The following is a 21,160-nucleotide window of genomic DNA, read 5'->3' as shown; positions in this document are numbered from 1 at the left end:
TTCCGCCCATGACAGACACCCCGCCCCGCATTCTGATTGTCGATGACGACCCCGAGATCACCTCTGCCCTGGCGCGGGGGCTGATGCTGCACGGCTATGACCCGGTGACGGAAAACCGCGTCGACGCGGCGCGCACCCGGCTGCAGCACGATGCGCTGAGCGCCGCGATCATCGACGTGATGATCGGCGAGGACAGCGGCATCGATCTGGTGCGCGGCCTGCGCGATGACGGGCTGACGCTGCCGGTCCTCATGCTCTCGGCCCTGTCCGAGGTCGACGACCGGACCCGCGGGCTCGAGGCCGGCGCCGACGATTATATCGTCAAGCCGTTCTCGTTCGACGAGCTTGTGGCCCGGCTCAAGGTGCAGGAACGGCGCGCCGACAGCCTGCGGCCCCGTCCCGCGACACTGGATGCCACGGCGCGGACGCTGACCCAGGGCCCCGCGCAGGTGCAGCTGACGGAACGGGAATGCGCGCTGCTGGCGTTGCTGGTTCAAAACGCCGGGGACACGCTGTCGCGCGGCCAGATCTTCGACGCGCTTTGGGCCGAAGAGGGGTCGAGTTCGGAAAACGTCGTCGACGTCTACCTGGGCTACCTGCGCAGAAAACTTGGCCCTGACCGGACTTTCGGCTTTGAAATCAAGACGATCCGCAACAAGGGATTTGTGATCGACGGGCTGACACCGACCTTGGTCTGAAGCCCGGTTTACGACCAATGGCTATGCCGTTCTTAAGTTATAAGACTCGGAGTTCGCGGCTCGGGCGTGCAAGGTAGCGTTACGAATTTGCAATTCCGAGGAGGAAACACCCATGGCATGGACCAAACCCGTTGTCCGCGAAATCGAATGCGGCATGGAAATCAACATGTACGGCCCCGAAGACGACGGCGTGCTGTTCTAAGCATCCTGCGCGCGGAGGGTTGAATGACATTCCGCGCGCGTATTCTGGGGGCAGCCGCCGGTGGTGGATTGCCCCAGTGGAATTGCGGTTGCGACAACTGCAATCTGGCCCGACAGGGCAAAATCCCCTCACAGACACAAAGCTCTCTCGCGGTCAGTGCGAATGGCACCGACTGGGCAATTCTCAACGCGTCGCCTGACATCCGCCAGCAGCTTGCCGATGCGCCGTCCCTGCATCCGACCGGGCTGCGCGACATGCCGTTGCGGTCTGTACTGCTGACCAATGGTGACATTGACCACGTGGCGGGTCTGCTCACCTTGCGCGAGATGCAGCCCTTCACGGTCTTTGCGACCCCCGGCATTCACGAGGTGTTGCAGGACAATCCGATTTTTGCCGCGCTTAATGAAAAGGTCGTGGACCGCGCGACCGTCGCGCTGGATCAGCCAGCCGAGATCGCGCCGGGCCTGACCGCGACGCTGTTTGCCGTGCCGGGCAAGGTGCCGCTGTATCTGGAAGGGGCAGAGGTGCAGACCGACCTGATCGGCGATCAGACCGTCGGCGTCCATCTGAAGGCCGATGGGCGCGATGCCTACTACATCCCCGGGTGCGCGCTGTTGAACGACGATCTGCGCGCGCGGCTGACAGGGGCGTCGACCGTGTTTTTCGACGGTACGCTGTGGCAGGACGATGAGATGGTCCGGGCCGGGCTGGGCCAGAAGACCGGCAAGCGCATGGGCCACATGTCGATGTCCGGCCCCGACGGGTCGATGGCCGCCTTTGACGGTCTGGGGATCGCCCGCCGCATCTATGTGCATATGAACAACACCAACCCTGTCCTGCGGCCGGAGTCGCCGGAACGGGCCGAGGCCGAAGCCGCGGGCTGGACCATCGGACAGGACGGAATGGAGATCACCCTATGACCCAGACACGCGACGCGTTCGAGGCCCGGCTGCGCCAGATCGGGGCGGACCGCTATCATGACAAGCATCCGTTTCACCACCTGCTGCACGGCGGCGACTGTACCCCGGACCAGGTGCGCGCCTGGGTGATCAACCGCTATTACTACCAGCATTCGATCCCGATGAAGGACGCGGCCTTCATGTCGCGTCTCGAAGATCCGGCGATGCGCAAGATCTGGCGCAGCCGGATCGAGGATCACGACGGCACCGATACGAACGAGGGCGGCATCAAACGCTGGCTGCGCCTGGCCGAGGCCGTGGGACTGGACCCTGACTATGTCTCTTCGACCAGGGGCGTGCTGCCCGCGACGAAATTCGCCGTCGATGCCTATGTGCGGTTCGTGCGGGAAAAGAGCCTGCTCGAAGCCGTCGCGGCGTCCCTGACCGAGCTTTTCGCGCCGAAGATCCACAAGGACCGGATCGCCGGTCTGCTCAAGAACTACGATTTCGCCGACGACTCCTCGCTGTCCTACTTCCAGAACCGTCTGAAAGAGGCGCCGAAGGACGTGGCCTTTGGCCTGGCGTGGGTGCTGGACCATGCGGATACGCAGGAAAAGCAGGACGCTGCCGCCCGCGCGCTCGAATTCAAAACGGATGTGCTCTGGTCGCAGCTCGACGCGCTGTACTCGGCCTATGTCGCGCCTGCGCGCATCCCGCCGGGGGCCTGGCAGCCGGGCGAGGGCCTGGCCGACGCAAGGGCCGCGTGATGCAGGCCGACGATGTTCCCTACCTGCCGCGCGGCGTGCGTGTGCATCATGACCGGGTGCGCGATGCCTGGGTCCTGCTGGCCCCCGAACGCGCGATCATGCTCGATCAGATCGGCCACGCGATCCTGAGCGAACTGGACGGCGAACGGTCTTTCGGGGCGATCACGCGGGCGCTGGCCGACCGCTACAATGCCCCCGCCGATGAGATCGCCAAGGACAGCGCGGGCTTTCTGCGGGCGCTCAAGGACCGCCGGTTTCTGGAGGTGCGCGCATGAATGCCCAGACCCCGACAGTGCGCCCGCCGATCGCGATGCTGGCGGAACTCACGCATCGCTGCCCGCTGTCCTGCCCCTATTGTTCGAACCCGGTGGAACTGGCCCGGATCGATTCAGAGCTGGATACAGACACCTGGGTGTCGGTCTTTCGGCAGGCCGCCGATCTTGGCGTGCTGCAACTGCACCTGTCGGGGGGCGAACCGGCGTCGCGCCGCGATCTGGAAACGCTGGTCGCCGCCGCTCGCGACGCGGGGCTTTATACCAATCTCATCACTTCGGGCATCGGACTGTCGGAAAAGCGGCTTCAGGCGCTGGACGCGGCGGGACTGGATCACGTGCAATTGTCGCTGCAAGGCACCGATGCCGAGATGGCAGATCAGATCGGCGGCTATCGCGGCGGGTTTGATCGCAAGATGAAGGTGGCGGGCTGGATTGGCGACATCGGCTTTCCGCTGACGCTGAACGCGGTGCTGCACCGGCGCAACCTGCACCAGCTGCCCCGCGCCATCGAGATGGCGGTGGAGATGGGCGCGCGCCGGATCGAGGTCGCGACAGTGCAGTTCCACGGCTGGGCGCTCAAGAACCGCGACACCCTTATGCCGACCCGCGAGCAGGCAGGCGAGGCCGACCGCATCGTGACCGAGGCCCGCGCAAGACTGAAAGGCACGCTGGTCATCGACTACGTGCCCGCCGATTATCACTCAGACTACCCCAAGCGCTGCATGGGCGGCTGGGGCACGACGGGGCTGAACGTGGCCCCGGATGGCAAGGTTCTGCCGTGCCACGCGGCGGAATCGATCCCGCATTTGTCATTCGACAACGTGCGCGACAAATCCCTGCGCGACATCTGGTACGAAGGATCGGCGTTTCAGGCCTATCGCGGCACCGACTGGATGTCGGACCCCTGCAAGTCATGCGAGCGAAAGACCGTCGATTTCGGCGGCTGCCGGTGCCAGGCGATGGCCATCGTCGGCGATGCCTCGGCCACCGATCCGGTCTGCATCAAGTCACCGCATCACGGCGCGCTGCAGGCCCAGGCAGACGGTCACGCCTCGGCGCAGGACGCGGAACTGGTCTATCGCGCCGCCCCGGCCAAGGTCTGACCGGCGTCAGTAGATCGCGGTGTAGCGGATGATGATCGGGGTCAGCGTGATCAGGAACAGCGCGGGCAGCATCAGGAACGACATCACCACCGACATCTGCACCGGCAGGCGGTTGGCCTTTTCCTGCGCCGCCAGTTCGCGATATTCGCGCATTTCCGCGGCATAGGTCCTGAGCGCCGAGGTCAGGCTGGTGCCGAATTCCAGCGACTGCACGATCACCAGCGCAAAGCTTTTCGCCTCGTCCACCCCCATGCGTTCGGCCATGTCGAACATCGCCGTTTCGCGGTCGCGCCCGGCGCTGACCTCGTTCTGCAGGGTCAGCAGTTCATAGGCGATCTCGGGCGACACCTTGTGGATTTCCGATCCCACCCGGCTCATCGCGGAATCAAGGCCCATCCCCGCCTCGACCGAGATCTGCAGCAGGTCCAGCGCGTTGGGAAAGGCGTTGCGGATGCGCTGCTGGCGCGCCTTGATCCGGGATTTCAGCAGGTAGCTGGGGCCGTAAAAACCCGCGGCCGCGGTGACCGCGGCAATCTGCATCAGCCCAAGGCGCGGAAAGTCCAGCACCACCTGCGCCATGTCCTGCGGCAGCAACCCGGCGCGGGCCAGGGCAAAGCCGCCGAAGACCAACAGCGGTGGCAACACCGCCAGCAAAAGGCGCACCATAAAGAAATGCTGCACCGCGTTGGCGTGGTGAAAGCCGACCTTGGCCAGCTGGAACTGGATCTGCGCGATTTCCGATGGATCGTCGGGGATCAGCGCGCGGGCCAGTCCGCGCGGCGCGGTGCTGGCGGTGCGGGCCAGGCTGCGCGCCTCGGGCCCGGAACGCTGCGCCGCGATGCCGCGCATCCGCATCGCCGACCGGTCGCGCAGCATCAGGAACCCGACGCCGCCCGACATCAGCAGGACAACGGCAAAGGCCGCCACGTAGTAAAGCGCGTTGTCGGCGAAAAGGCTCTGGTCAAAGGTCATGTGCGTGGCGCTCCTCTCAGGCCTGGAAATTCACGAGGCGGCGCAGCACAAGGAAATTCGCCACCACCAGCGCGATGATCGCCGCCGCGATCGGCAGGAACATCGGATGATCCTGCACCGCGCCGTAGTAATCCGGGGCCATCAGCGTGGTCGCGCCGTAGATTACCACCGGCAGCGACGACAGCAGAAGGCTCGACATCCGGCCTTCGGACGACAGCGCCCGGACCCTGCGACGCAACAGGATGCGCGACCGGATCACCTTGGACAGGGTGGTCAGCATGTCGGCCAGGTTGCCGCCGGTGCCGTGCTGGATGCGGATGCTGACGGCCAGGTAATGCATGTCCTCTTGCTGCATCTTGTCGGCCAGGTCGCTGAACGCGTCGGTCAGGTAGTCGCCATGCCCGATCTTCTGCTCGATCACCCGGAATTCCGCACCGATGGGGTCGGCCATGGTGCGCGCCACGTTGCTGATCGTGGCGCTGATCGGATGGCCGATGCGCAGGCCGCGCGTCATCAGCTCGAGCGCGTCGGGCAGTTGCGCGGCAAAGGCTTCCACATGCCTGGCAAAGCGCGCGCGCAGGATGGCCACGGGGGCAAAGCCGACGGCTGAGAAAATCGCGGCCCCGATCAGAAGCGATCCCGACAGCTTGACCGCCAGTGCGCCCATCAAAAATGCCAGCGCCCCGGTCAGCAACAGGAATGTCCGCCCACCCAGCGGCGCCTGCAGCGCCGCCAGCATCTGGTCGATGCTGCGCAGGAACGGCGGTTTCCGGCGTCCGTCGTTTTCGCTGACCTCAAGCAGGATGCGCTGCGCCGTGTCGGGTGCCGGGGCCACGCCGCGCATCCGCTGAAGTTTGCGTGCCGCGTCGGCCCGCCCGGAGGCGGTCAGCAGCCAAAGGGCGGCGGGCAGAACGAGCGCCGCGCCCGCGGCCAGCGCGATCCAGATCAGGCCCGGGTCGGTCATCGCGCGCCCTCCCGGATCCGAAAGGTGTCCTCGGGCAGGTCAAGGCCCGCGGATTTCAGGATCTCGAGGCAGTTGGGCCGCACACCGGTGGCATACATCTGCCCCAGCACCGTGCCGTCATCGTCAACGCCGCTGCGGCGAAAGACGAAAATGTCCTGCATCAGGATCGTGTCACCATCCAGACCGGTCACCTCGGAAATGCTGACCACGCGGCGCCGGCCATCGGACAGGCGGCTTGTCTGCACCACCAGTTGCAGGCCCGATGCGATCTGCGCGCGGATGACCGACAGGGGAATGTCACCGCCGCACATCGCCACCATCTGTTCCAGCCGGCTCAGCGCGTCGCGCGCCGTGTTGGCGTGGATCGTGGTCATCGACCCGTCATGGCCGGTATTCATCGCCTGCAGCATGTCGAAGGCTTCGTTGCCGCGCACCTCGCCGACGATGATGCGGTCGGGGCGCATCCGGAGGGCGTTGATGATCAGATCGCGCTGGGTGATCCGGCCCTTGCCTTCGGAATTGCTGGGCCGGGTTTCCAGCCGCACCACGTGTTCCTGCTGCAGCTGAAGCTCTGCCGCGTCCTCGATTGTCACGATCCGGTGGCGCGGATCGGCATAGGCCGAAATCGCGTTCAGCAGCGTCGTCTTTCCCGACCCGGTCCCGCCCGAGATCAGCGTATTCAACCGCCCCTTCGCCGCCGCCGACAGGAAGGCCGCCGCCGAGGCGGTCATGGCGCCGGTTTCGACCAGCTTGTCCATGCGCAGCGGATGGCGCGAGAATTTGCGGATCGACAGCGACGGGCCGTCGATGGCGCAGGGCCGGATGATCGCGTTGACGCGGCTGCCATCCTCAAGTCGGGCATCGACCCAGGGTTGACTTTCGTCGATGCGCCGCCCCACGCTGCTCACGATCTTGTCGATGATCCGCAGCAGGTGGCGTTCGTTGTGAAACCGCGTGTCGCTGCGTTCCAGGATGCCATTGCGCTCGACAAAGACGTGGTCGATGCCGTTCACAAGGATGTCGCTGACGCTTGGGTCGGCCAGCAGCGGCTCCAGCGGACCAAGACCCAGCACCTCGTCCAGCAGTTCATCGACCAGGCGCTGGAACGGCTGGGCGGGCATGACCCGGCCTTCTTCCTGCAGATGCCGGGCGGCAAGCGTGGCGATGTCTCGGCGCAGATCGGCGGGCGACACGCTGTCGAGCTTTGACAGGTTCAGCGCCTCGAGCAGTTTCTGGTGCAGATGGCCCTTGAGCGCCAGGTGCGTGTCGGTCTTCGGCCGGGCCTTTTGGGTCGGGGCGGCATCCGCCGCCTTGAATTGGGATAGCGGCAGGGGGGCCGACTTGGCCGCCGGGGCAGGCTGCGGGGCGGCAGGCATGGAGGGTGAGTCGGATTTGGCGGTATGAAAGCTGCGGAACATCACTTGGCCCCCGAGCGCGCGGCGGGGAACAGCGCCTTGGCCAGTCCTGCAATCGCGCGGGCCGGGCGCGACCGCGGCGCGCCAAGGATGATCGGCACGCCCGCATCCAGCGCCTTGCGCGCGCCCGCGATGTCTTCGGGCACCCAGTGATCCAGCCGACGGCCCAGCAGGTGCGCGGCCTCTTTCTGCGACTCCGACAGCAGCAGCGGGCGCTTTTCCTTGTTGACCACGACCTGCACGGTCAGGGTCATGTGTTCGTCGTTCAGCACGTCGATCAGGCGGCGGCTGCGCTTGATCGCGGGCACCGAGGTGTCGGTCACGATCAGCGCTTGCGAGGCGCGTTCGAACACCGGTTCGATCCAGTCCAGCATCGCCTGTGGCATGTCGACGATGACATGATCATAACGCGTCTGCAGCGTGTCCATCAGCGCCTCGAGCATGGGCACGGTCAGCGCGGTGAGTGGCACAAAGATATCGGGCGCGGCCAGCACGTCGATACCGCTGGAATGGCGCGACATGGCACCGTCCAGAAAAGCGCCGTCAGGCGTGCCGCCGTCGCGCAGCAGCGCGGTGACAGCAGGCGAATCCGGCAGGTCGAGCAGCACGCCGACCGATCCGTTCTGGATGTCGAGGTCTACCAGCGCGACGCGCGATCCGTCCTGCCCCGTGCGGGCCAGTTCCAGCGCCAGGTTCACCGCCACGGTCGACGCCCCGGCGCCGCCCCGGGCGCGCAGAACGGTCGTGATGCGGCCCGTCCCGGTGGGCACCGGTGCCTCGGTCTTGTCCGTGGCCGCCGGGGCCTCTTGCGCGGGCACGGGTGCAGGCGCGGCGATGACGGGATCCGCGTCCGGCAAAGACAGGTGCAGGCGCGGCCCGGTGTCGACGCGCGGTGGGGGGGGCGAGCCCTGCGGGACCGGCAGAACCTCGGCCACGCCGGCGCTTTGCAGTTGCGCCTTGAACGCGGGGTCGGGCGCGCCGTCGGTCATGGCGATGGCGTGCAGGCGCACATCTGGTTTCGAAAGCAGGCAGTGGACCGCGGCCAGAACGCTGGCATCGTCGGGGTCGGCGTGGAAGACCAGAAAATCAAGCGACGGCCAGTCCGCGTCGCCACCCAGCAGCAACTGCGCCAGTGTGCCGGGGATGGGCTGCACCGCAACCGTGGCATCATCCTGCATCGTTTTGGTCATCCGGGCCAGCATCGCGTCATCGGCGGCGACAACGCCGATCTGCATGCGCTCTGCCGGGTCGGCGACATGGTCGTGGGATGCGCGTTCGATATCGGAATAGGCATAGGTCATGGCAGTGATCCTTACTGTTTACCTGAGGTCTTCTGAGGGCAACGACGCGCTCATGCTCGAAAAGGTGAAATCGGCGGCCAGGCTTTCATCGGCCGTCCCCCCCGCGAGCGCCACAAAAGCCCCGAGCGGCGAGATGAACTGATAGGTCAGATCGACGATCTCGACCGTGACGACGGGGGCGTAGGCGGCGCCGACGCGATTGAGCGCGGCGTCGTAGCTGTAGGTGAAGCGCAGGTTTTCCGGCCCGGCGTTCACCGGCAGCAGCGGCGCGATCTGCGCCCAGATGGCGGCGACGTCGGGTTGCCCGGCGCTGCCGTCGCAGGAGACGGGCGCCGGTGCGCGGCAGACCCCGCCCGCATCGGAACAGCGGGTGCCGTTGCGCACGCCCAGGTTCAGCGTGCCCAGCAAGGTGCGGCGCACCACCTGCGGCACATTCGGGCAGATCGCCGGGCGCACCACGGCCATGCGCACGGCGGTTTCCGTAGCCTTTTCCGACAGCACATAGGAAAAGCCCAGGCGGCCAAAGTCGATCAGGCCAAAGATCATCAGCACAAAGATGCCCAGCACCACCGCCAGTTCCACCAGCACGGTGCCGACCTCGTCGCGCCAGAAACAGCGGAGATATGTCAGGGTGCCGGTCATGCGCCGATGATCCGCGTGCGGTCACTGACGACCGTGTCGATGCCGTCAAAGTTGAGGCCCGCGAGGCGGAACAGCCCGCTGAACGGGGTGTCGATGCGCAGGATCGCGGTGATCGTCGCCACCGGGACGGCACCGTTGCGATAGCTGCCGGCGGCGCAGTCCAGCGTCGCGGTCACGCTGTCGATGCTGACGGCCGAGGGAAAAAGTGTGTCGCCGGTGCGGGTGTTGCGCACGATGTCGGTCAGCCTATCGTTCCAGCCCGTGACGCTGCCGCCGCTGGCGCAGATGTCCTGCGGCACCGCGCGGCCCAGATAGCGCGCCGCGTCGCGCACCCCGGTGATCGTGGTCTGGTACGACCAGAACGTGCGCGCGCCTTCGATGCTGATGCCGAGAAACAGCAGAAAGGTCGGCAGCAGCAGGGCGAATTCCACCAGCGCGGCGCCATCTTCGCTGCGGGCAAAGCGGGACAGTCGGATCATTCCACCAACCTCACGATGTCCTGCACAGACGTGTCGAGGTTTCCGCCGCCGCAGTCGCCACCCAGACAGGCGGTGACTTCGACGTTGAGCAGGCCGTTTTCGCCGGGCCCGAGCACAAAGACCTCAAAGAAGGTCTGGACCGGCGGCAGCAGCCCGTCCGACGCGCCGTCGCAATTGACGCCCGCGACGACCATCAAGCGGCGCGTGACATCGGCGGCGGTGGGCGGCACGCAAAGCTGCGGCAGAAGGGTGCCCAGAAGGTTGCCGACCAGGTTGCCCGATGGCTCTGGCCCGATCCCGGCGGCAATCTCGGCCTGGTAGAATTCGAACCGGGTCGAGGCTTCGGGAAAGGGGTCGGTGCCGTCGTAATGCGCCTCGATGTAGGCATCGCGGCCAATCTCCCAGCTGCCGTTGCCCTGCACCGCGCAGGTGCCGGTCGCGAAACAGTCGTCGACAGGCAGGGCCATATCCTCGGGCATGGTGGTCTGCGGGGTGCAAAGCCCGCCCGCCCCCAGCACGCCGCCCAGCAGGCTGGGCGCGACCGGAAAGTCGCTGTTGCCCGCGAGGCCCGAGGTCAGCCCCTCGAAAAGGCCGAAGCGGGTGTTGACGGCGTCCAGTAGGTCGTTGCCGGTCACATCCGCGGAAATCTGCAGCCCGCCCGACCCGCCGCGGCAGGCGGTTTCGGGTTCCTGCGCGGCCAGCAGGCAGGCGTCAAGCGCCCCGCCCGACAGCCCCACACAGATCGACAGACCATCGAGCAGGCTCGACAGTGTGTCGACGGCGATCAGGTCGCCGGGCAGGGTCACCCCCGCAGAGATATCGGTGCTGAGCGACAGCGAAGACCCGATGGCCGTTTCCGCAGAGAAATCCACCGACGGCAGGCAGATCGCCACCGGCGACACGTCGCAGGCTTCGATCGAGAATTGCGCAACGGCGGTCGCGGCGACGGTGTCGTCGACGGCGGCGGTGTCCGATAGCGCGGCCATCGCGGCGCTGAAGGGCAGACTGACCTGCCGTTCGGCGATGCGCACCTCGACGATGCGGGCCAGGTGCGGATTGTTGGTGACCAGCGCCGCGTCGCGGTCAAAGCCGCCAGTGCCGCCGGGCTGGTAGAATGTCAGGGTCTGATCGGCGGCGGCCAGCGTCCGGCTGCCACTGCCGAAGGTCTGGCTGTCGGTGATCAGGTTCGACGCCGCGGCGCGCGCGCGGTCGATGGCATCGGCGCGTCCGTCCAGTTCGGCCGCGGCCGTCAGGCTGACCGCGTCGGCATAGGATTGCAGCTCCGAATGCGTCGCCGACAGGCGTCCGGCATCGACGACCAGCGCGGCAAGGCCCAGGATCGCGGCCAGCGTAAAGCTCCAGAACACCAGGATGCCACCGTCTTCGTCGGTGGGCAGTGTGGTAAACGGGGGCCTTTTCATGGTGCTGTCCTGTGGTGTCGGGCGGGGTAAAAAACCCGGGGGGCCAAAAGGCCCCCCGAGCGTCGTCTGATCCGGGCGGAGGGGGCCCGTACGATCAGCCTTAGCTGGGCGCGGCCGCTTCCGGCATCGCGTCGCCTGCGGCTTTCATCGTGCCGCTGACATCGCCGGACAGCGTGATAAGCGCGGTGGCGCCCAAGGTGACGGCCAGGCCAAGCGCGATGCCGTATTCCACCAGGGTTGCGCCTTCGTCGTTCGCGCCGAAGCGGCGGATGAGGTTTGCGACTTTCGTCATTGGTTTTCTCCTTCAAAGAAAACGCAGATCGTATCTGCGGAGTTGGTGATGTCCTGCCCAAGCAGTCTTGGACGTGATGAGGAGAAATTAGCTCAACTTGCGCACAGCCACGTCCCTCAGATGGATGAGGAATTAAGGTAAGTTTGCGGCAAACCCGGGCCCGAACCGCCACAATCGGCCCCTTCTGCCGCCGCACTGCACTTCTGACGGGTCGTTTGGCCGCCGTTGCCCTGACGGGTGGCTTGACGGCGTCCGGCGTCCGGGTGAGAATCGGGACAAGACTGTGCCGGATTGTTCGGTGTTTTTTGGTAGTGAGTGATGCCGACCAGGAGTTATCTCAGACGTGTGGATCTGATCCCGTTCGAGGGGGCGACCGACCTGCATCACCGGCTGGCGCGGTCATTTTCGCTTTTGACCGACTGGATGGGGGCGCTGACCGGCCATTACGACGTCATGGACGTGGTTGTGACTCTCGCGCATCAGACCCAGGCGGCAAGCGTGACCTTTTACCGGGTCGACCTGGCCAGCCGCCGGTCCGAGCGCATCATCGCGCATTCGCGCGTCACCGGCAGCAGCGAAGGGGCGACCATGTCCACCGCGCTGGCCCGGTTCCTGCTGGACCATAACGGCGAAGATATGGGCGCGGGGACCATCTGGCGGCAGTCCGAGGTGGCCAAGACCGAAGGCTTTGCCGGATCCGATGCGGCGCGCGAGCGCGACCGCCATCCGGCGCTTTTCGACATCAGCCTGATCGTGATGGAAAAGACCGACCGGCATTGCGACCTGCTCGAGATCAGCTTTGAATCCGCGCCAAACCGCAGTCCGGAACTGCCCAGCATCATCGTGACCAAGGCGCTGGCGGATGTCTGGACCTTCAAGGCGCCCGGGGTGATCGACACGTTGATCGCCGAAGACCGGCGCCGCCAGTCCGCACCCAGGACATCGGGCGTGTCGATCTTTGACATCAGCAACCCCTATGCGCTGACCCGGGCCGAGATTGCGGTATGCCGCCTTCTGGCCGCCGGACAGACCCCGAAAGAGATCGCGGCGGCACAGAACCAATCCATCGCGACCGTGCGGACCCACCTGCGCAACCTTTACAGCAAGACGGGCACCGGCGGGCAGGTGTCGCTGATCGCGCTTGCGCAGCAGGAGAGGCAGGCCGATGTCTGAGCTTAGCACCCTTTCCGCGATTCTGGTGCCTGTGGTGCTGGCGGTGATCCTGCTGGCGGCCGTCTTCTTTGACCTGCGGCATCTGCGCCTGCCCAACATGCTGGTCTATGCGCTGATCCTGTGCTTTGCCCTGCTGGCGGCACCCTTTCTGCCCCTGGCCGAGCTTGGCTGGCGGCTCTTGGCCGCGTGCGTGTTGCTGGCGCTGGGGCTCGCGGCCTTTGCTGCCGGGTTGATCGGCGGCGGCGATGTCAAGTTCCTGTCGGCTCTGCTGTTGTTCGTGCCGTCGCACCAGCTGACGTGGTTTGCATTCGTCGCGGCGGTCTGTCTTTTGCTGAGCATCGCGATCGTCCTGGCAGCGCGAAAACTGCGCCCCGGATATCGCGGCGCTTGGGCGGGGCTGCGCGACGATGCCAATCGCCTGCCCATGGGCCTGTCTTTCGGCATGGCCGGGCTGGTGTTCTGGGGCCTGCTTTAGCGGCTTGCATCCGCGCGGGTCTTGGCACCACTCTGTCGGGCAGCAACAGGGGGCAGCACGATGGCGCAATACAACCAACCACTTGGCGGCAACGACATGCCGCGCTTTGGCGGGCCCGCGACGATGATGCGTCTGCCCACGGCGGACACGGCCGAGGGGCTGGACGCCTGTTTCGTCGGCATCCCGATGGATATCGGCACCTCGAACCGGGCGGGCACGCGGCTGGGGCCGCGCCAGATCCGCGACGAAAGCCGGATGCTGCGTCCCTACAACATGGGCACAGGGGCCGCCCCGTTCGAACATCTGCAGGTGGCGGATATCGGCGACGTGGCGATCAACACCTTCGATCTTCGCAAAAGCTGCGACATCATCACGGCGCAGTATAATGACATTCTGGGCCACGGTGCCGTTCCGCTGACGCTGGGCGGCGATCACACCCTGACCTGGCCGATCCTGCGCGCCATGCGTAACAGGCACGGGCCGGTGGCGCTGATCCATGTGGACGCTCATGCCGACACCAGTGACGAGATGTTCGGCGAAAAGGTGGCCCATGGCTGCCCCTTCCGCAGGGCCTGGGAGGACGGATGCCTGATCAACGACAAGGTGTTCCAGATCGGCCTGCGCGGCACCGGCTATTCGCCGCAGGATTACGACTGGGGTCGCGACAAGGGCTGGACGGTCGTCCCGGCCGAGGACTGCTGGTACAAATCGCTGGCCCCGCTGATGACGGACATCCGCGACCGGATCGGTGACGCGCCGGTCTATCTGAGCTTTGACATTGATGCGCTGGACCCGGCCTTTGCCCCCGGCACCGGGACGGTGGAGATGGGCGGGCTCAGCACCTGGCAGGCGCTGGAAATCGTGCGCGGCTGCGCGGGCCTGTCGTTGGTCGGGGGCGACCTGGTCGAGGTGTCGCCACCCTATGACACCAGCGGCAACACCGCGCTGATCGGCGCGAACCTGCTTTACGAAATGCTCTGCGCGCTTCCGGGCGTGCCACGGCGCTGAGCGGGTCAGCTGCCGCGATACGTGGAGTAACCGTAGGGCGACAGCAGCAGCGGCACATGGTAATGCGCTGCCTCGTCATCAATGCCGAACCGGATCGGGATCTGGTCAAGGAATTTCGGATCGCTCTGACCCAGCCCGTGCCGGTCAAGGTACGGCCCGCAGAAGAATACCAGCTCGTAGGTGCCCGCCGTCATTTCGCCCTTGGGCAGGATCGGACTGTCGGTGCGGCCGTCGTCGTTGGTCACCGCCTCTGCGATCTTCTTGTGGGAATTGCCCGACACCCGGTACAGCGCGATGGTGATGCCGTCGGCCGGCACGCCCCGTGCGGTGTCCAGAACGTGCGTGGTCAGGTACCCTTCGGACATGGAACACTCCTTTTTCCGCGCGTTGAGGCTTTGCTTTGATCAAAGCCTAGGCGATTGTCGGCGCTGGCGCAGCCCCGAAAGACCTTTCGATAAAAATTGAAAATGCCCGGGGATTTTCTCGCCTAAAAGCATAGCGAGTCGAGAGGAGCATCATGCAACGATATCCGCGTGACATGACAGGGTATGGCGCGACGCCGCCCGATCCGCAGTGGCCCGACGGCGCGCGCGTCGCCGTGCAGTTCGTGCTGAACTACGAAGAAGGCGGAGAGAACAACATCCTGCACGGCGATGCCGCGTCAGAAGCCTTCCTGTCCGACATCCCGGGCGCCGCGCCCTGGCCCGGTCAGCGCCATTGGAACATGGAATCGATCTACGACTACGGCGCGCGTGCCGGGTTCTGGCGACTGCACCGGCTGTTCACTGGCGCGGATATTCCGGTCACGATCTACGGTGTGGCCAGCGCCCTGGCGCGCAGCCCCGTGCAGGTCGAGGCGATGAAGGACGCAGGTTGGGAAATCGCGTCGCACGGGCTCAAGTGGGTCGAACACCGCGACATGCCCGAAGCCGAGGAACGCGCGGCAATTGCCGAGGCAATCCGCCTGCATACCGAGGTCGTTGGACAGGCGCCGCGCGGCTGGTACACCGGACGCTGTTCGATGAACACCGTGCGGCTTGCCGCTGAAACCGGTGCCTTCGACTATATCAGCGACACCTACGACGATGACCTGCCGCACTGGATGCGCGTCGGCGAGCGCGACCAGCTGATCATTCCCTACACGCTCGAAGCCAACGACATGCGCTTTGCCACAGCCCCCGGCTACACGACCGGGCGGCAGTTCTATCAGTACCTCAAGGATGCCTTCGACGTGCTTTATGCCGAAGGCGAGGCGGGCGCGCCCAAGATGATGAGCATCGGCCTGCATTGCCGCCTGATCGGACGGCCGGGCAAGCTGCGCGGGTTGCAGCGCTTCATCAAGCACATCCAGAAACACGACGGCGTCTGGTGGCCGCGCCGCATCGACATCGCCGAACACTGGGCCCGGACGCATCCGGCGGTGGCGAAAGAGCGGCCCAGCCAGATGGACCGGGCCACCTTTGTCGCGCGCTTTGGCGGGGTGTTCGAACATTCCCCCTGGATCGCAGAGCGGGCGCACGGCCTGGAACTGGGCCCCGCGCATGACTGCGCCGCGGGGGTGCACAACGCGCTGGCGCGCATGTTCCGCTCTGCCTCGGACGTGGAGCGCATGGGCGTTCTGACCGCGCATCCGGACCTTGCGGGGAAGCTTGCCGCGGCCAAGCGGCTGACGGCCGAGTCGACTGCCGAGCAGTCCAGCGCCGGGCTGGACGCGCTGACCGATGCCGAGCGTGCGCGGTTCACCGAGCTGAACGAGGCTTATGTGGCCAAGCACGGCTTTCCCTTCATCATCGCGGTGCGCGATCACGACAAGGCGGGCATCCTTGCGGCCTTTGAGGCGCGGATCGCCAATGACACGGCGACGGAATTCGCCACCGCCTGCGCGCAGGTCGAACGCATCGCCCGACTGCGGCTGGAGGATATGCTATGAGCTATGCCTTTCCGCCCGGCGGGCTGCCGACGCAGCAGGACAACCCCGAAGGCACGGCGGTCTTTCGCGAAAGCTATGCGGTGATCCCGGCGATCTGTATGCGCGACATCGTCACCAGCTTTCTGCCCGGATGGGTGCAGACCCGCGCCTGGATCCTCGCGCGCCCGATGACCGGCTTTGCCGAAACCTTTGCGCAATACGCGATCGAGGTGGCGCCGGGCGGGGGCAGTTCCGAGCCGGAACCGGACAAGGATGCGCAGGCGGTCCTGTTCGTGGCCTTTGGCGAGGTCCGGCTGAAAATCGGACGCGACAACTACGATCTGGTGCCGGGCAGCTATGCCTATATCCCGCCCGCGGCGGTCTGGACCTTGTGGAACGTGTCGGAAAAACCCTGCGGCATTCACTGGATCCGCAAGCGCTACACCTGGCTGGACGGGCAGCAGCCGCCGGATTCGAAGGTGACGCACGACAGCGAAATTCCACCGGTTGAAATGCCGGGCACCAACGGCGTCTGGGCGACGCAGCGGTTCGTCGACCCGCTGGACCTGCGCCACGACATGCATGCCAATATCGTCACCTTCCAGCCCGGTGGGCGCATTCCCTTCGCGGAAACCCACGTGATGGAACACGGACTCTACGTGCTGCAGGGCACGGCGCGATACCTGCTGAACACCGACTGGGTCGATGTCGGGCCCGGCGATTTCATGTGGCTGCGCGCCTTCTGCCCGCAGGCCTGCATCGCCACGGGGGACGAGCCATTCCGTTATCTGCTTTACAAGGACGTCAATCGGCATCCGTCGCTGGCGCTGGGTGGCGTCCCGGTGCAGAACCGCAGTGTCCGCGGCGCGATGCTGCCGCGTGACCCGTCGGTCTACGCGGTGGAATGACGATGCAGGATCTTACCGCCCGCCCCCTGACCGCCGCCGCCTTTGCGCCCTTTGGCGATGTGCTCGAGGCGGCGGGCGCGCCCGACAAGATCATCAACGCAGGCATGTGCGGGCGTTTTCACGACCGCGCGCAGCTGGATTTCGGCCCCGATGGGCGCGCCGGGCTTAGCCTGTTCGATGCCACGCCGCGCAGCCTGCCCTATACCTGCGACCTTGTGGAACGGCACCCCGACGGCTCTCAGGCCTTTGTGCCGCTGCACCAGAACCCGTGGCTGGTGGTGGTGGCCGCACCCGGGGCCGTGCCCGGAAAGCTGCATGCTTTTCTAGCAAATCCGGGCCAATGCGTGAATTTCCATCGCGGCACCTGGCATGGCGTGTTGACCCCGCTGGCGGCGCCCGGCCTTTTTGCTGTGATTGATCGCATCGGCGACACGCCGAACCTCGAAGAGGTGCGGCTTGACCCGCCCATCCGCATTTTCGGGCCCTGAGCCCATTTCGTGAACCGACCGCACGACCGAAGGCGGCGGAACAACCAACAAAGGGACGACAGACATGACAGACGCAAGTATCGGCACGCCCGCGCAGCTCGCGGATCCGAATTATACCCCGCCTTTGGCCAAGGCCGTGCCGCTGGGCATCCAGCACGTGCTGGCGATGTTCGCCAGCAACGTCACCCCGGCGATCATCGTCGCGGGGGCGGCGGGCTTCGGTTTTGGATCGGACAGCGCGGATTTTCCGCAGATGATCTACATGATCCAGATGTCGATGCTGTTTGCCGGTGTGGCAACGCTGATCCAGACGATCGGTATCGGGCCGGTAGGCGCGCGGCTGCCCATCGTGCAGGGCACCAGCTTTGCCTTTCTGCCGATCATGATCCCGGCGGTGGCTGGGCAGGGTGTCGCGGGGCTGGCCGGTCTGATGACCGGCGTGGTGATCGGCGGCATCTTCCACTTTTTCATCGGCACCTTCGTGGGACGCATCCGCTTTGCCCTGCCGCCTCTCGTGACCGGGCTGATCGTGCTGATGATCGGCCTGGCGCTGGTCAAGGTCGGCATCCAGTACGCCGCGGGCGGCGTGCCCAAGATCGGGTCCGAGGATTTCGGCACGCTGGCGATGTGGATTCCGGCGCTGACCGTGGTGGTCGTGACGTTGGCGATCAAGTTCTTTACCCGCGGGCTGATGTCGGTGGCGGCGGTGCTGATCGGCCTGATTGCGGGCTACGTGGTGGCGCTGGCCATGGGACAGGTGAATTTCGGCAATGTCGGCCGGGCAGCCAGCTTTGCCCTGCCTGATCCGTTCCGCTGGGGGATCGAATTCAACGCGGCGATCATCATCGGCATGTGCTTCATGGCGGTGATCTCGGCCATCGAAACCGTGGGCGACGTGTCGGGCATCACCAAGGGCGGCGCGGGCCGCGAGGCGACCGACAAGGAGGTGGCGGGCGCCACCTTCGCCGACGGCCTGGGCACCGCCATCGCCGGGATCTTTGGCGGCTTGCCCAACACCAGCTTCAGCCAGAACGTCGGCCTGATCTCGATGACCGGTGTCATGAGCCGCCACGTGGTCACTATCGGTGCGATCTTCCTGATCCTCTGCGGCCTGGTGCCCAAGATCGGCGCGGCGGTATCGACGGTGCCGATCAACGTGCTGGGCGGCGGCGTGATCGTGATGTTCGGCATGGTCTGTGCGGCTGGCGTCAACATGCTGTCCGAGGTGGTCTGGAACCGCCGCAACATGGTGATCTTTGCGGTGTCGCTGTCGGTGGGTCTGGGCCTGCAACTGGTGCCCGATGCGCTGCAGCATATGCCGCGCACGCTTCAGATCCTGCTGACCAGCGGCTTGCTGCCCGCAGCGGCGCTGTCGATCATCCTGAACCTGGCGCTGCCGGAAGAGCTGGATTGAGGCGAGGAAAGCCCGCTAGGGCTTGAGGAGCGGCACCTCCTCCGGCCCGAACAGGCCGCCATCGGAGCAAACGAAAAGGGCCGGGACAGTCCCGGCCCTTTCCTTTGGCGTCGTCACTTGATCAGTTGAACTTCTTGATCTCGCCCGACTTCAGTCGCGACACGTAGCTGCCAAGCTCGCGCTTGACGATCGGCATCAGCAGGTAGAGCGCGATGATGTTCACGATCGCCATCGAGAACAGCATGGCGTCCGAGAAGTCGATCACCGGCCCAAGGTTCGCCGCGGCCCCGATCACGATGAAGACGCAGAAGATCACCTTGAACGTGGTCTCTTTCGCCTTGCCCTCGCCAAAGAGGTAGGTCCAGGCCTTCAGCCCGTAGTAGGACCAGCTGATCATCGTCGAGAAGGCAAAGAGCACCACCGCAATCGCCAGCAGCACCGGGAACCACGGCAGCGCCCGCGCATAGGCGGCAGAGGTCAGCGCCACGCCGGCAACCTCACCCTCGGTCGAGATCCGGCCCGCCTCGGCGTTCCAGATGTAGAGACCGGTGTCCGGGTCGACGTTCAGCACGCCCGAGATCACGATGACCAGCGCGGTCATGGTGCAGATCACCACCGTGTCGATGAACGGCTCGAGCAGGGCGACATAGCCTTCGGTCACGGGCTCCTTGGTGCGGACCGCAGAGTGGGCGATGGCCGCCGACCCGATGCCCGCCTCGTTCGAGAACGCGGCGCGGCGGAAGCCCTGGATCAGCGCGCCGGTAAAGCCGCCCACGACACCGAGGCCGGTGAACGCGCCGACGAAGATCTGCCCGAAGGCCCAGCCGATCATGTCGTAGTTCATGATCAGGATAAGCAGCGACACGATGACGTAGAAGATGCCCATGAACGGCACGACCTTTTCGGTCACCCGTGCGATGGACTTGAGGCCGCCGACGATGACGGCAAAGGTCACGCCCGCCAGAATGACACCGGTGATCCAGCCGGGATAGTCACCCAGCACGCCCGCCAGCTGCGCATGTGCCTGGTTCGACTGGAACATGTTGCCGCCGCCAAGGGCGCCGAGGATGGTGAAGATGCAGAACAGGATCGCAAAGATGCCACCGCCCTTGAGCCCGCGCTCGGCGAACCCCTTGGTCATGTAGTACATCGGACCTCCCGAGACGGAGCCATCGGGATATTCGTTGCGGTACTTCACGCCCAGCGTACATTCGGTGAACTTGGTCGCCATGCCGAAGAGGCCGGCGACGATCATCCAGAAGGTCGCGCCCGGCCCACCGATGCCCACGGCCACCGCCACACCGGCGATGTTGCCAAGGCCCACCGTGCCCGACAGCGCCGTCGCCAGCGCCTGGAAATGGCTTACTTCGCCCGCGTCGTTGGGGTCGGAATAGTCGCCTTTGACCAGCTTGATGGAGTGCATGAAGCCCTTGAACTGGATAAAGCCGAAATAGAAGGTGAAGATCAGCGCGGCGACCACCAGCCAAAGCGCGATCCATGAAAAGTTGGTGCCCGGAACCGGGGCGAAGATAAAGCTCACGTACCAGCCGGTATAATCGGCAAAGGCCTGATTGATGGCTTGGTCGATGCCCTGGGCCCGCGCCGGAACTGCGCCGAGCAGCGCCAGAACGAGGGCGACCAGCCCTATGCGTGTCTGAGAGTGCATGAATAAATCCCTGTTCTTTTGTTTCTGATGGGCCGTCGGATCACGGCACGATGGTGCAGGGCACCGGTGCGATCTGCACAAGCGTGCCCGCGACCGATCCGAAGACCCGGCTGACCAGCGCGGAATTGCCATCCCGACCGACCACCATTTGCGTGGCACCATGCTCTTTGGCGATATCGCACAGTTTTTCAGCGATATGGCCGTATTTGATCACCGTTTCGAAGGTGACGCCACTTTTCTGCAGCTTTTCGGTCACCGCGCCCATCACCGCCGTTTCGGCGCGCTTGATCTCTTCCTTGCGGCGCTTGTGACGCTCTTCCAGCTCTTCGGGTGTCAGAAAGCTGTAGGGCGACCATTCCATCACATGCGCGACAATGATCGTCCCCCCGGTTTTCTTGGCCTTATCAAGGGCAAAATCCAGGGCGCGCCTGGCGGGAGAGCTGTCATCGAAGCCGACAACGAATTTTCCGGACATGCTTTTCTCCATTCTCGTGAACTGCGCATGCGGCTACGCAGAATGACCAAGCGTAGCACGGGAAGAACGCAAATTTGAATTGATTGATCGGGGTCGGCAGGGAATTGTCCGTCTTTTCGCCCATTTGGCGGGCGAAATGGTCAGTTCATCTGGCACAGCGAATACGCGCCGTTGCCACCGGGGCAGGCGGGCAAAAAATGTGCTATCCACCATC

At 65.3% G+C, this 21,160-nt stretch carries 24 protein-coding genes; 13 read left to right on the top strand and 11 right to left on the bottom strand.

Going from position 1 to position 21,160, the window contains the following annotated elements:
• Positions 1-8: 8 nt before the first annotated feature.
• The 6 genes from ACOXXX_RS15935 (at position 9) to pqqE (ending at position 3,944) form a co-directional block, all read left to right on the top strand.
• Positions 9-698: a response regulator transcription factor gene (locus tag ACOXXX_RS15935; RefSeq protein ID WP_422827599.1), complete on the top strand. Its 690-nt coding sequence runs from the start codon at positions 9-11 to the stop codon at positions 696-698.
• A gap of 112 nt (positions 699-810) precedes the next feature.
• Positions 811-900, top strand: a complete 90-nt coding sequence (gene pqqA, locus ACOXXX_RS15930) for a pyrroloquinoline quinone precursor peptide PqqA (RefSeq protein WP_422827598.1) — start codon at positions 811-813, stop codon at positions 898-900.
• 23 nt (positions 901-923) lie between these two features.
• A complete protein-coding gene (gene pqqB, locus ACOXXX_RS15925) occupies positions 924-1,820 on the top strand; it encodes a pyrroloquinoline quinone biosynthesis protein PqqB (RefSeq protein WP_422827597.1) in 897 nt (298 codons plus the stop codon).
• A complete protein-coding gene (gene pqqC, locus ACOXXX_RS15920) occupies positions 1,817-2,566 on the top strand; it encodes a pyrroloquinoline-quinone synthase PqqC (protein ID WP_422827596.1) in 750 nt (249 codons plus the stop codon). The genes pqqB and pqqC overlap by 4 nt, the downstream gene beginning before the upstream one ends.
• Positions 2,566-2,841, top strand: coding sequence for a pyrroloquinoline quinone biosynthesis peptide chaperone PqqD (gene pqqD, locus ACOXXX_RS15915; protein ID WP_422827595.1), 276 nt, complete (start codon positions 2,566-2,568; stop codon positions 2,839-2,841). Before pqqC ends, pqqD begins: the two co-directional genes overlap by 1 nt.
• On the top strand, positions 2,838-3,944 hold the full coding sequence (pqqE, locus tag ACOXXX_RS15910; RefSeq protein ID WP_422827594.1) for a pyrroloquinoline quinone biosynthesis protein PqqE: 1,107 nt from the start codon (positions 2,838-2,840) through the stop codon (positions 3,942-3,944). The genes pqqD and pqqE overlap by 4 nt, the downstream gene beginning before the upstream one ends.
• A gap of 6 nt (positions 3,945-3,950) precedes the next feature.
• Here pqqE and ACOXXX_RS15905 read toward each other — a convergent pair whose 3' ends face one another.
• The 8 genes from ACOXXX_RS15905 to ACOXXX_RS15870 form a co-directional block, all read right to left on the bottom strand.
• Positions 3,951-4,916, bottom strand: a complete 966-nt coding sequence (locus ACOXXX_RS15905) for a type II secretion system F family protein (RefSeq protein ID WP_422827593.1) — start codon at positions 4,914-4,916, stop codon at positions 3,951-3,953.
• A gap of 16 nt (positions 4,917-4,932) precedes the next feature.
• On the bottom strand, positions 4,933-5,880 hold the full coding sequence (locus tag ACOXXX_RS15900; RefSeq protein ID WP_422827592.1) for a type II secretion system F family protein: 948 nt from the start codon (positions 5,878-5,880) through the stop codon (positions 4,933-4,935).
• The gene (locus ACOXXX_RS15895; protein WP_422827591.1) at positions 5,877-7,298 is read right to left on the bottom strand and encodes a CpaF family protein; all 1,422 of its coding nucleotides are present in this window, start codon (positions 7,296-7,298) and stop codon (positions 5,877-5,879) included. The genes ACOXXX_RS15900 and ACOXXX_RS15895 overlap by 4 nt, the downstream gene beginning before the upstream one ends.
• Entirely contained in the window at positions 7,298-8,596 is a 1,299-nt protein-coding gene (locus ACOXXX_RS15890) for an AAA family ATPase (RefSeq protein WP_422827590.1), read from the bottom strand. The genes ACOXXX_RS15895 and ACOXXX_RS15890 overlap by 1 nt, the downstream gene beginning before the upstream one ends.
• A gap of 18 nt (positions 8,597-8,614) precedes the next feature.
• Positions 8,615-9,238, bottom strand: coding sequence for a TadE/TadG family type IV pilus assembly protein (locus ACOXXX_RS15885; RefSeq protein WP_422827589.1), 624 nt, complete (start codon positions 9,236-9,238; stop codon positions 8,615-8,617).
• Positions 9,235-9,717: a TadE/TadG family type IV pilus assembly protein gene (locus ACOXXX_RS15880; RefSeq protein WP_422827588.1), complete on the bottom strand. Its 483-nt coding sequence runs from the start codon at positions 9,715-9,717 to the stop codon at positions 9,235-9,237. Before ACOXXX_RS15880 ends, ACOXXX_RS15885 begins: the two co-directional genes overlap by 4 nt.
• Positions 9,714-11,138, bottom strand: coding sequence for a pilus assembly protein TadG-related protein (locus ACOXXX_RS15875; protein WP_422827587.1), 1,425 nt, complete (start codon positions 11,136-11,138; stop codon positions 9,714-9,716). The genes ACOXXX_RS15880 and ACOXXX_RS15875 overlap by 4 nt, the downstream gene beginning before the upstream one ends.
• A 100-nt stretch (positions 11,139-11,238) precedes the next feature.
• A complete protein-coding gene (locus ACOXXX_RS15870; RefSeq protein WP_422827586.1) occupies positions 11,239-11,430 on the bottom strand; it encodes a Flp family type IVb pilin in 192 nt (63 codons plus the stop codon).
• Positions 11,431-11,748: 318 nt separating this feature from the next.
• Between ACOXXX_RS15870 and ACOXXX_RS15865 the strand changes: the two genes are divergently transcribed.
• The 3 genes from ACOXXX_RS15865 to speB are packed head-to-tail and all read left to right on the top strand — an operon-like array spanning position 11,749 to position 14,086.
• Positions 11,749-12,603 (top strand): helix-turn-helix transcriptional regulator, encoded by an 855-nt coding sequence (locus ACOXXX_RS15865; protein ID WP_422827585.1) that lies wholly within the window; start codon positions 11,749-11,751, stop codon positions 12,601-12,603.
• Complete coding sequence (locus ACOXXX_RS15860) at positions 12,596-13,078, top strand: prepilin peptidase (protein ID WP_422827584.1); 483 nt, start codon at positions 12,596-12,598, stop codon at positions 13,076-13,078. The genes ACOXXX_RS15865 and ACOXXX_RS15860 overlap by 8 nt, the downstream gene beginning before the upstream one ends.
• Positions 13,079-13,138: 60 nt before the next feature.
• The gene (gene speB / locus ACOXXX_RS15855; RefSeq protein WP_422827583.1) at positions 13,139-14,086 is read left to right on the top strand and encodes an agmatinase; all 948 of its coding nucleotides are present in this window, start codon (positions 13,139-13,141) and stop codon (positions 14,084-14,086) included.
• Positions 14,087-14,091: 5 nt separating this feature from the next.
• Here speB and uraH read toward each other — a convergent pair whose 3' ends face one another.
• Positions 14,092-14,451, bottom strand: a complete 360-nt coding sequence (uraH, locus tag ACOXXX_RS15850) for a hydroxyisourate hydrolase (protein WP_422827582.1) — start codon at positions 14,449-14,451, stop codon at positions 14,092-14,094.
• Positions 14,452-14,603: 152 nt separating this feature from the next.
• Between uraH and puuE the strand changes: the two genes are divergently transcribed.
• The 4 genes from puuE (at position 14,604) to ACOXXX_RS15830 (ending at position 18,805) form a co-directional block, all read left to right on the top strand.
• Positions 14,604-16,016 (top strand): allantoinase PuuE, encoded by a 1,413-nt coding sequence (gene puuE, locus ACOXXX_RS15845; RefSeq protein WP_422827581.1) that lies wholly within the window; start codon positions 14,604-14,606, stop codon positions 16,014-16,016.
• Positions 16,013-16,903, top strand: coding sequence for a bifunctional allantoicase/(S)-ureidoglycine aminohydrolase (locus ACOXXX_RS15840; protein ID WP_422827580.1), 891 nt, complete (start codon positions 16,013-16,015; stop codon positions 16,901-16,903). The genes puuE and ACOXXX_RS15840 overlap by 4 nt, the downstream gene beginning before the upstream one ends.
• A gap of 2 nt (positions 16,904-16,905) precedes the next feature.
• Positions 16,906-17,391 (top strand): ureidoglycolate lyase, encoded by a 486-nt coding sequence (locus ACOXXX_RS15835; RefSeq protein ID WP_422827579.1) that lies wholly within the window; start codon positions 16,906-16,908, stop codon positions 17,389-17,391.
• Between the two features lie 64 nt (positions 17,392-17,455).
• Positions 17,456-18,805 (top strand): uracil-xanthine permease family protein, encoded by a 1,350-nt coding sequence (locus ACOXXX_RS15830; RefSeq protein WP_422827578.1) that lies wholly within the window; start codon positions 17,456-17,458, stop codon positions 18,803-18,805.
• 121 nt (positions 18,806-18,926) lie between these two features.
• On the opposite strand, the gene ACOXXX_RS15825 is transcribed toward ACOXXX_RS15830, so the two are convergent.
• Positions 18,927-20,471, bottom strand: a complete 1,545-nt coding sequence (locus ACOXXX_RS15825) for an alanine/glycine:cation symporter family protein (RefSeq protein WP_422827577.1) — start codon at positions 20,469-20,471, stop codon at positions 18,927-18,929.
• A gap of 40 nt (positions 20,472-20,511) precedes the next feature.
• Positions 20,512-20,946 carry a universal stress protein gene (locus ACOXXX_RS15820; RefSeq protein ID WP_422827576.1) on the bottom strand — a complete coding sequence of 145 codons (435 nt, stop codon included), beginning with the start codon at positions 20,944-20,946 and terminating at the stop codon, positions 20,512-20,514.
• Positions 20,947-21,160 lie beyond the last annotated feature (214 nt).

This window comes from Thalassococcus sp. BH17M4-6 (assembly GCF_049323015.1).
Taxonomy (GTDB): Bacteria; Pseudomonadota; Alphaproteobacteria; order Rhodobacterales; family Rhodobacteraceae; genus Puniceibacterium.
Note: the sequence above shows the minus strand (reverse complement) of the source record. Positions and strands in the feature narration are given on the sequence as shown.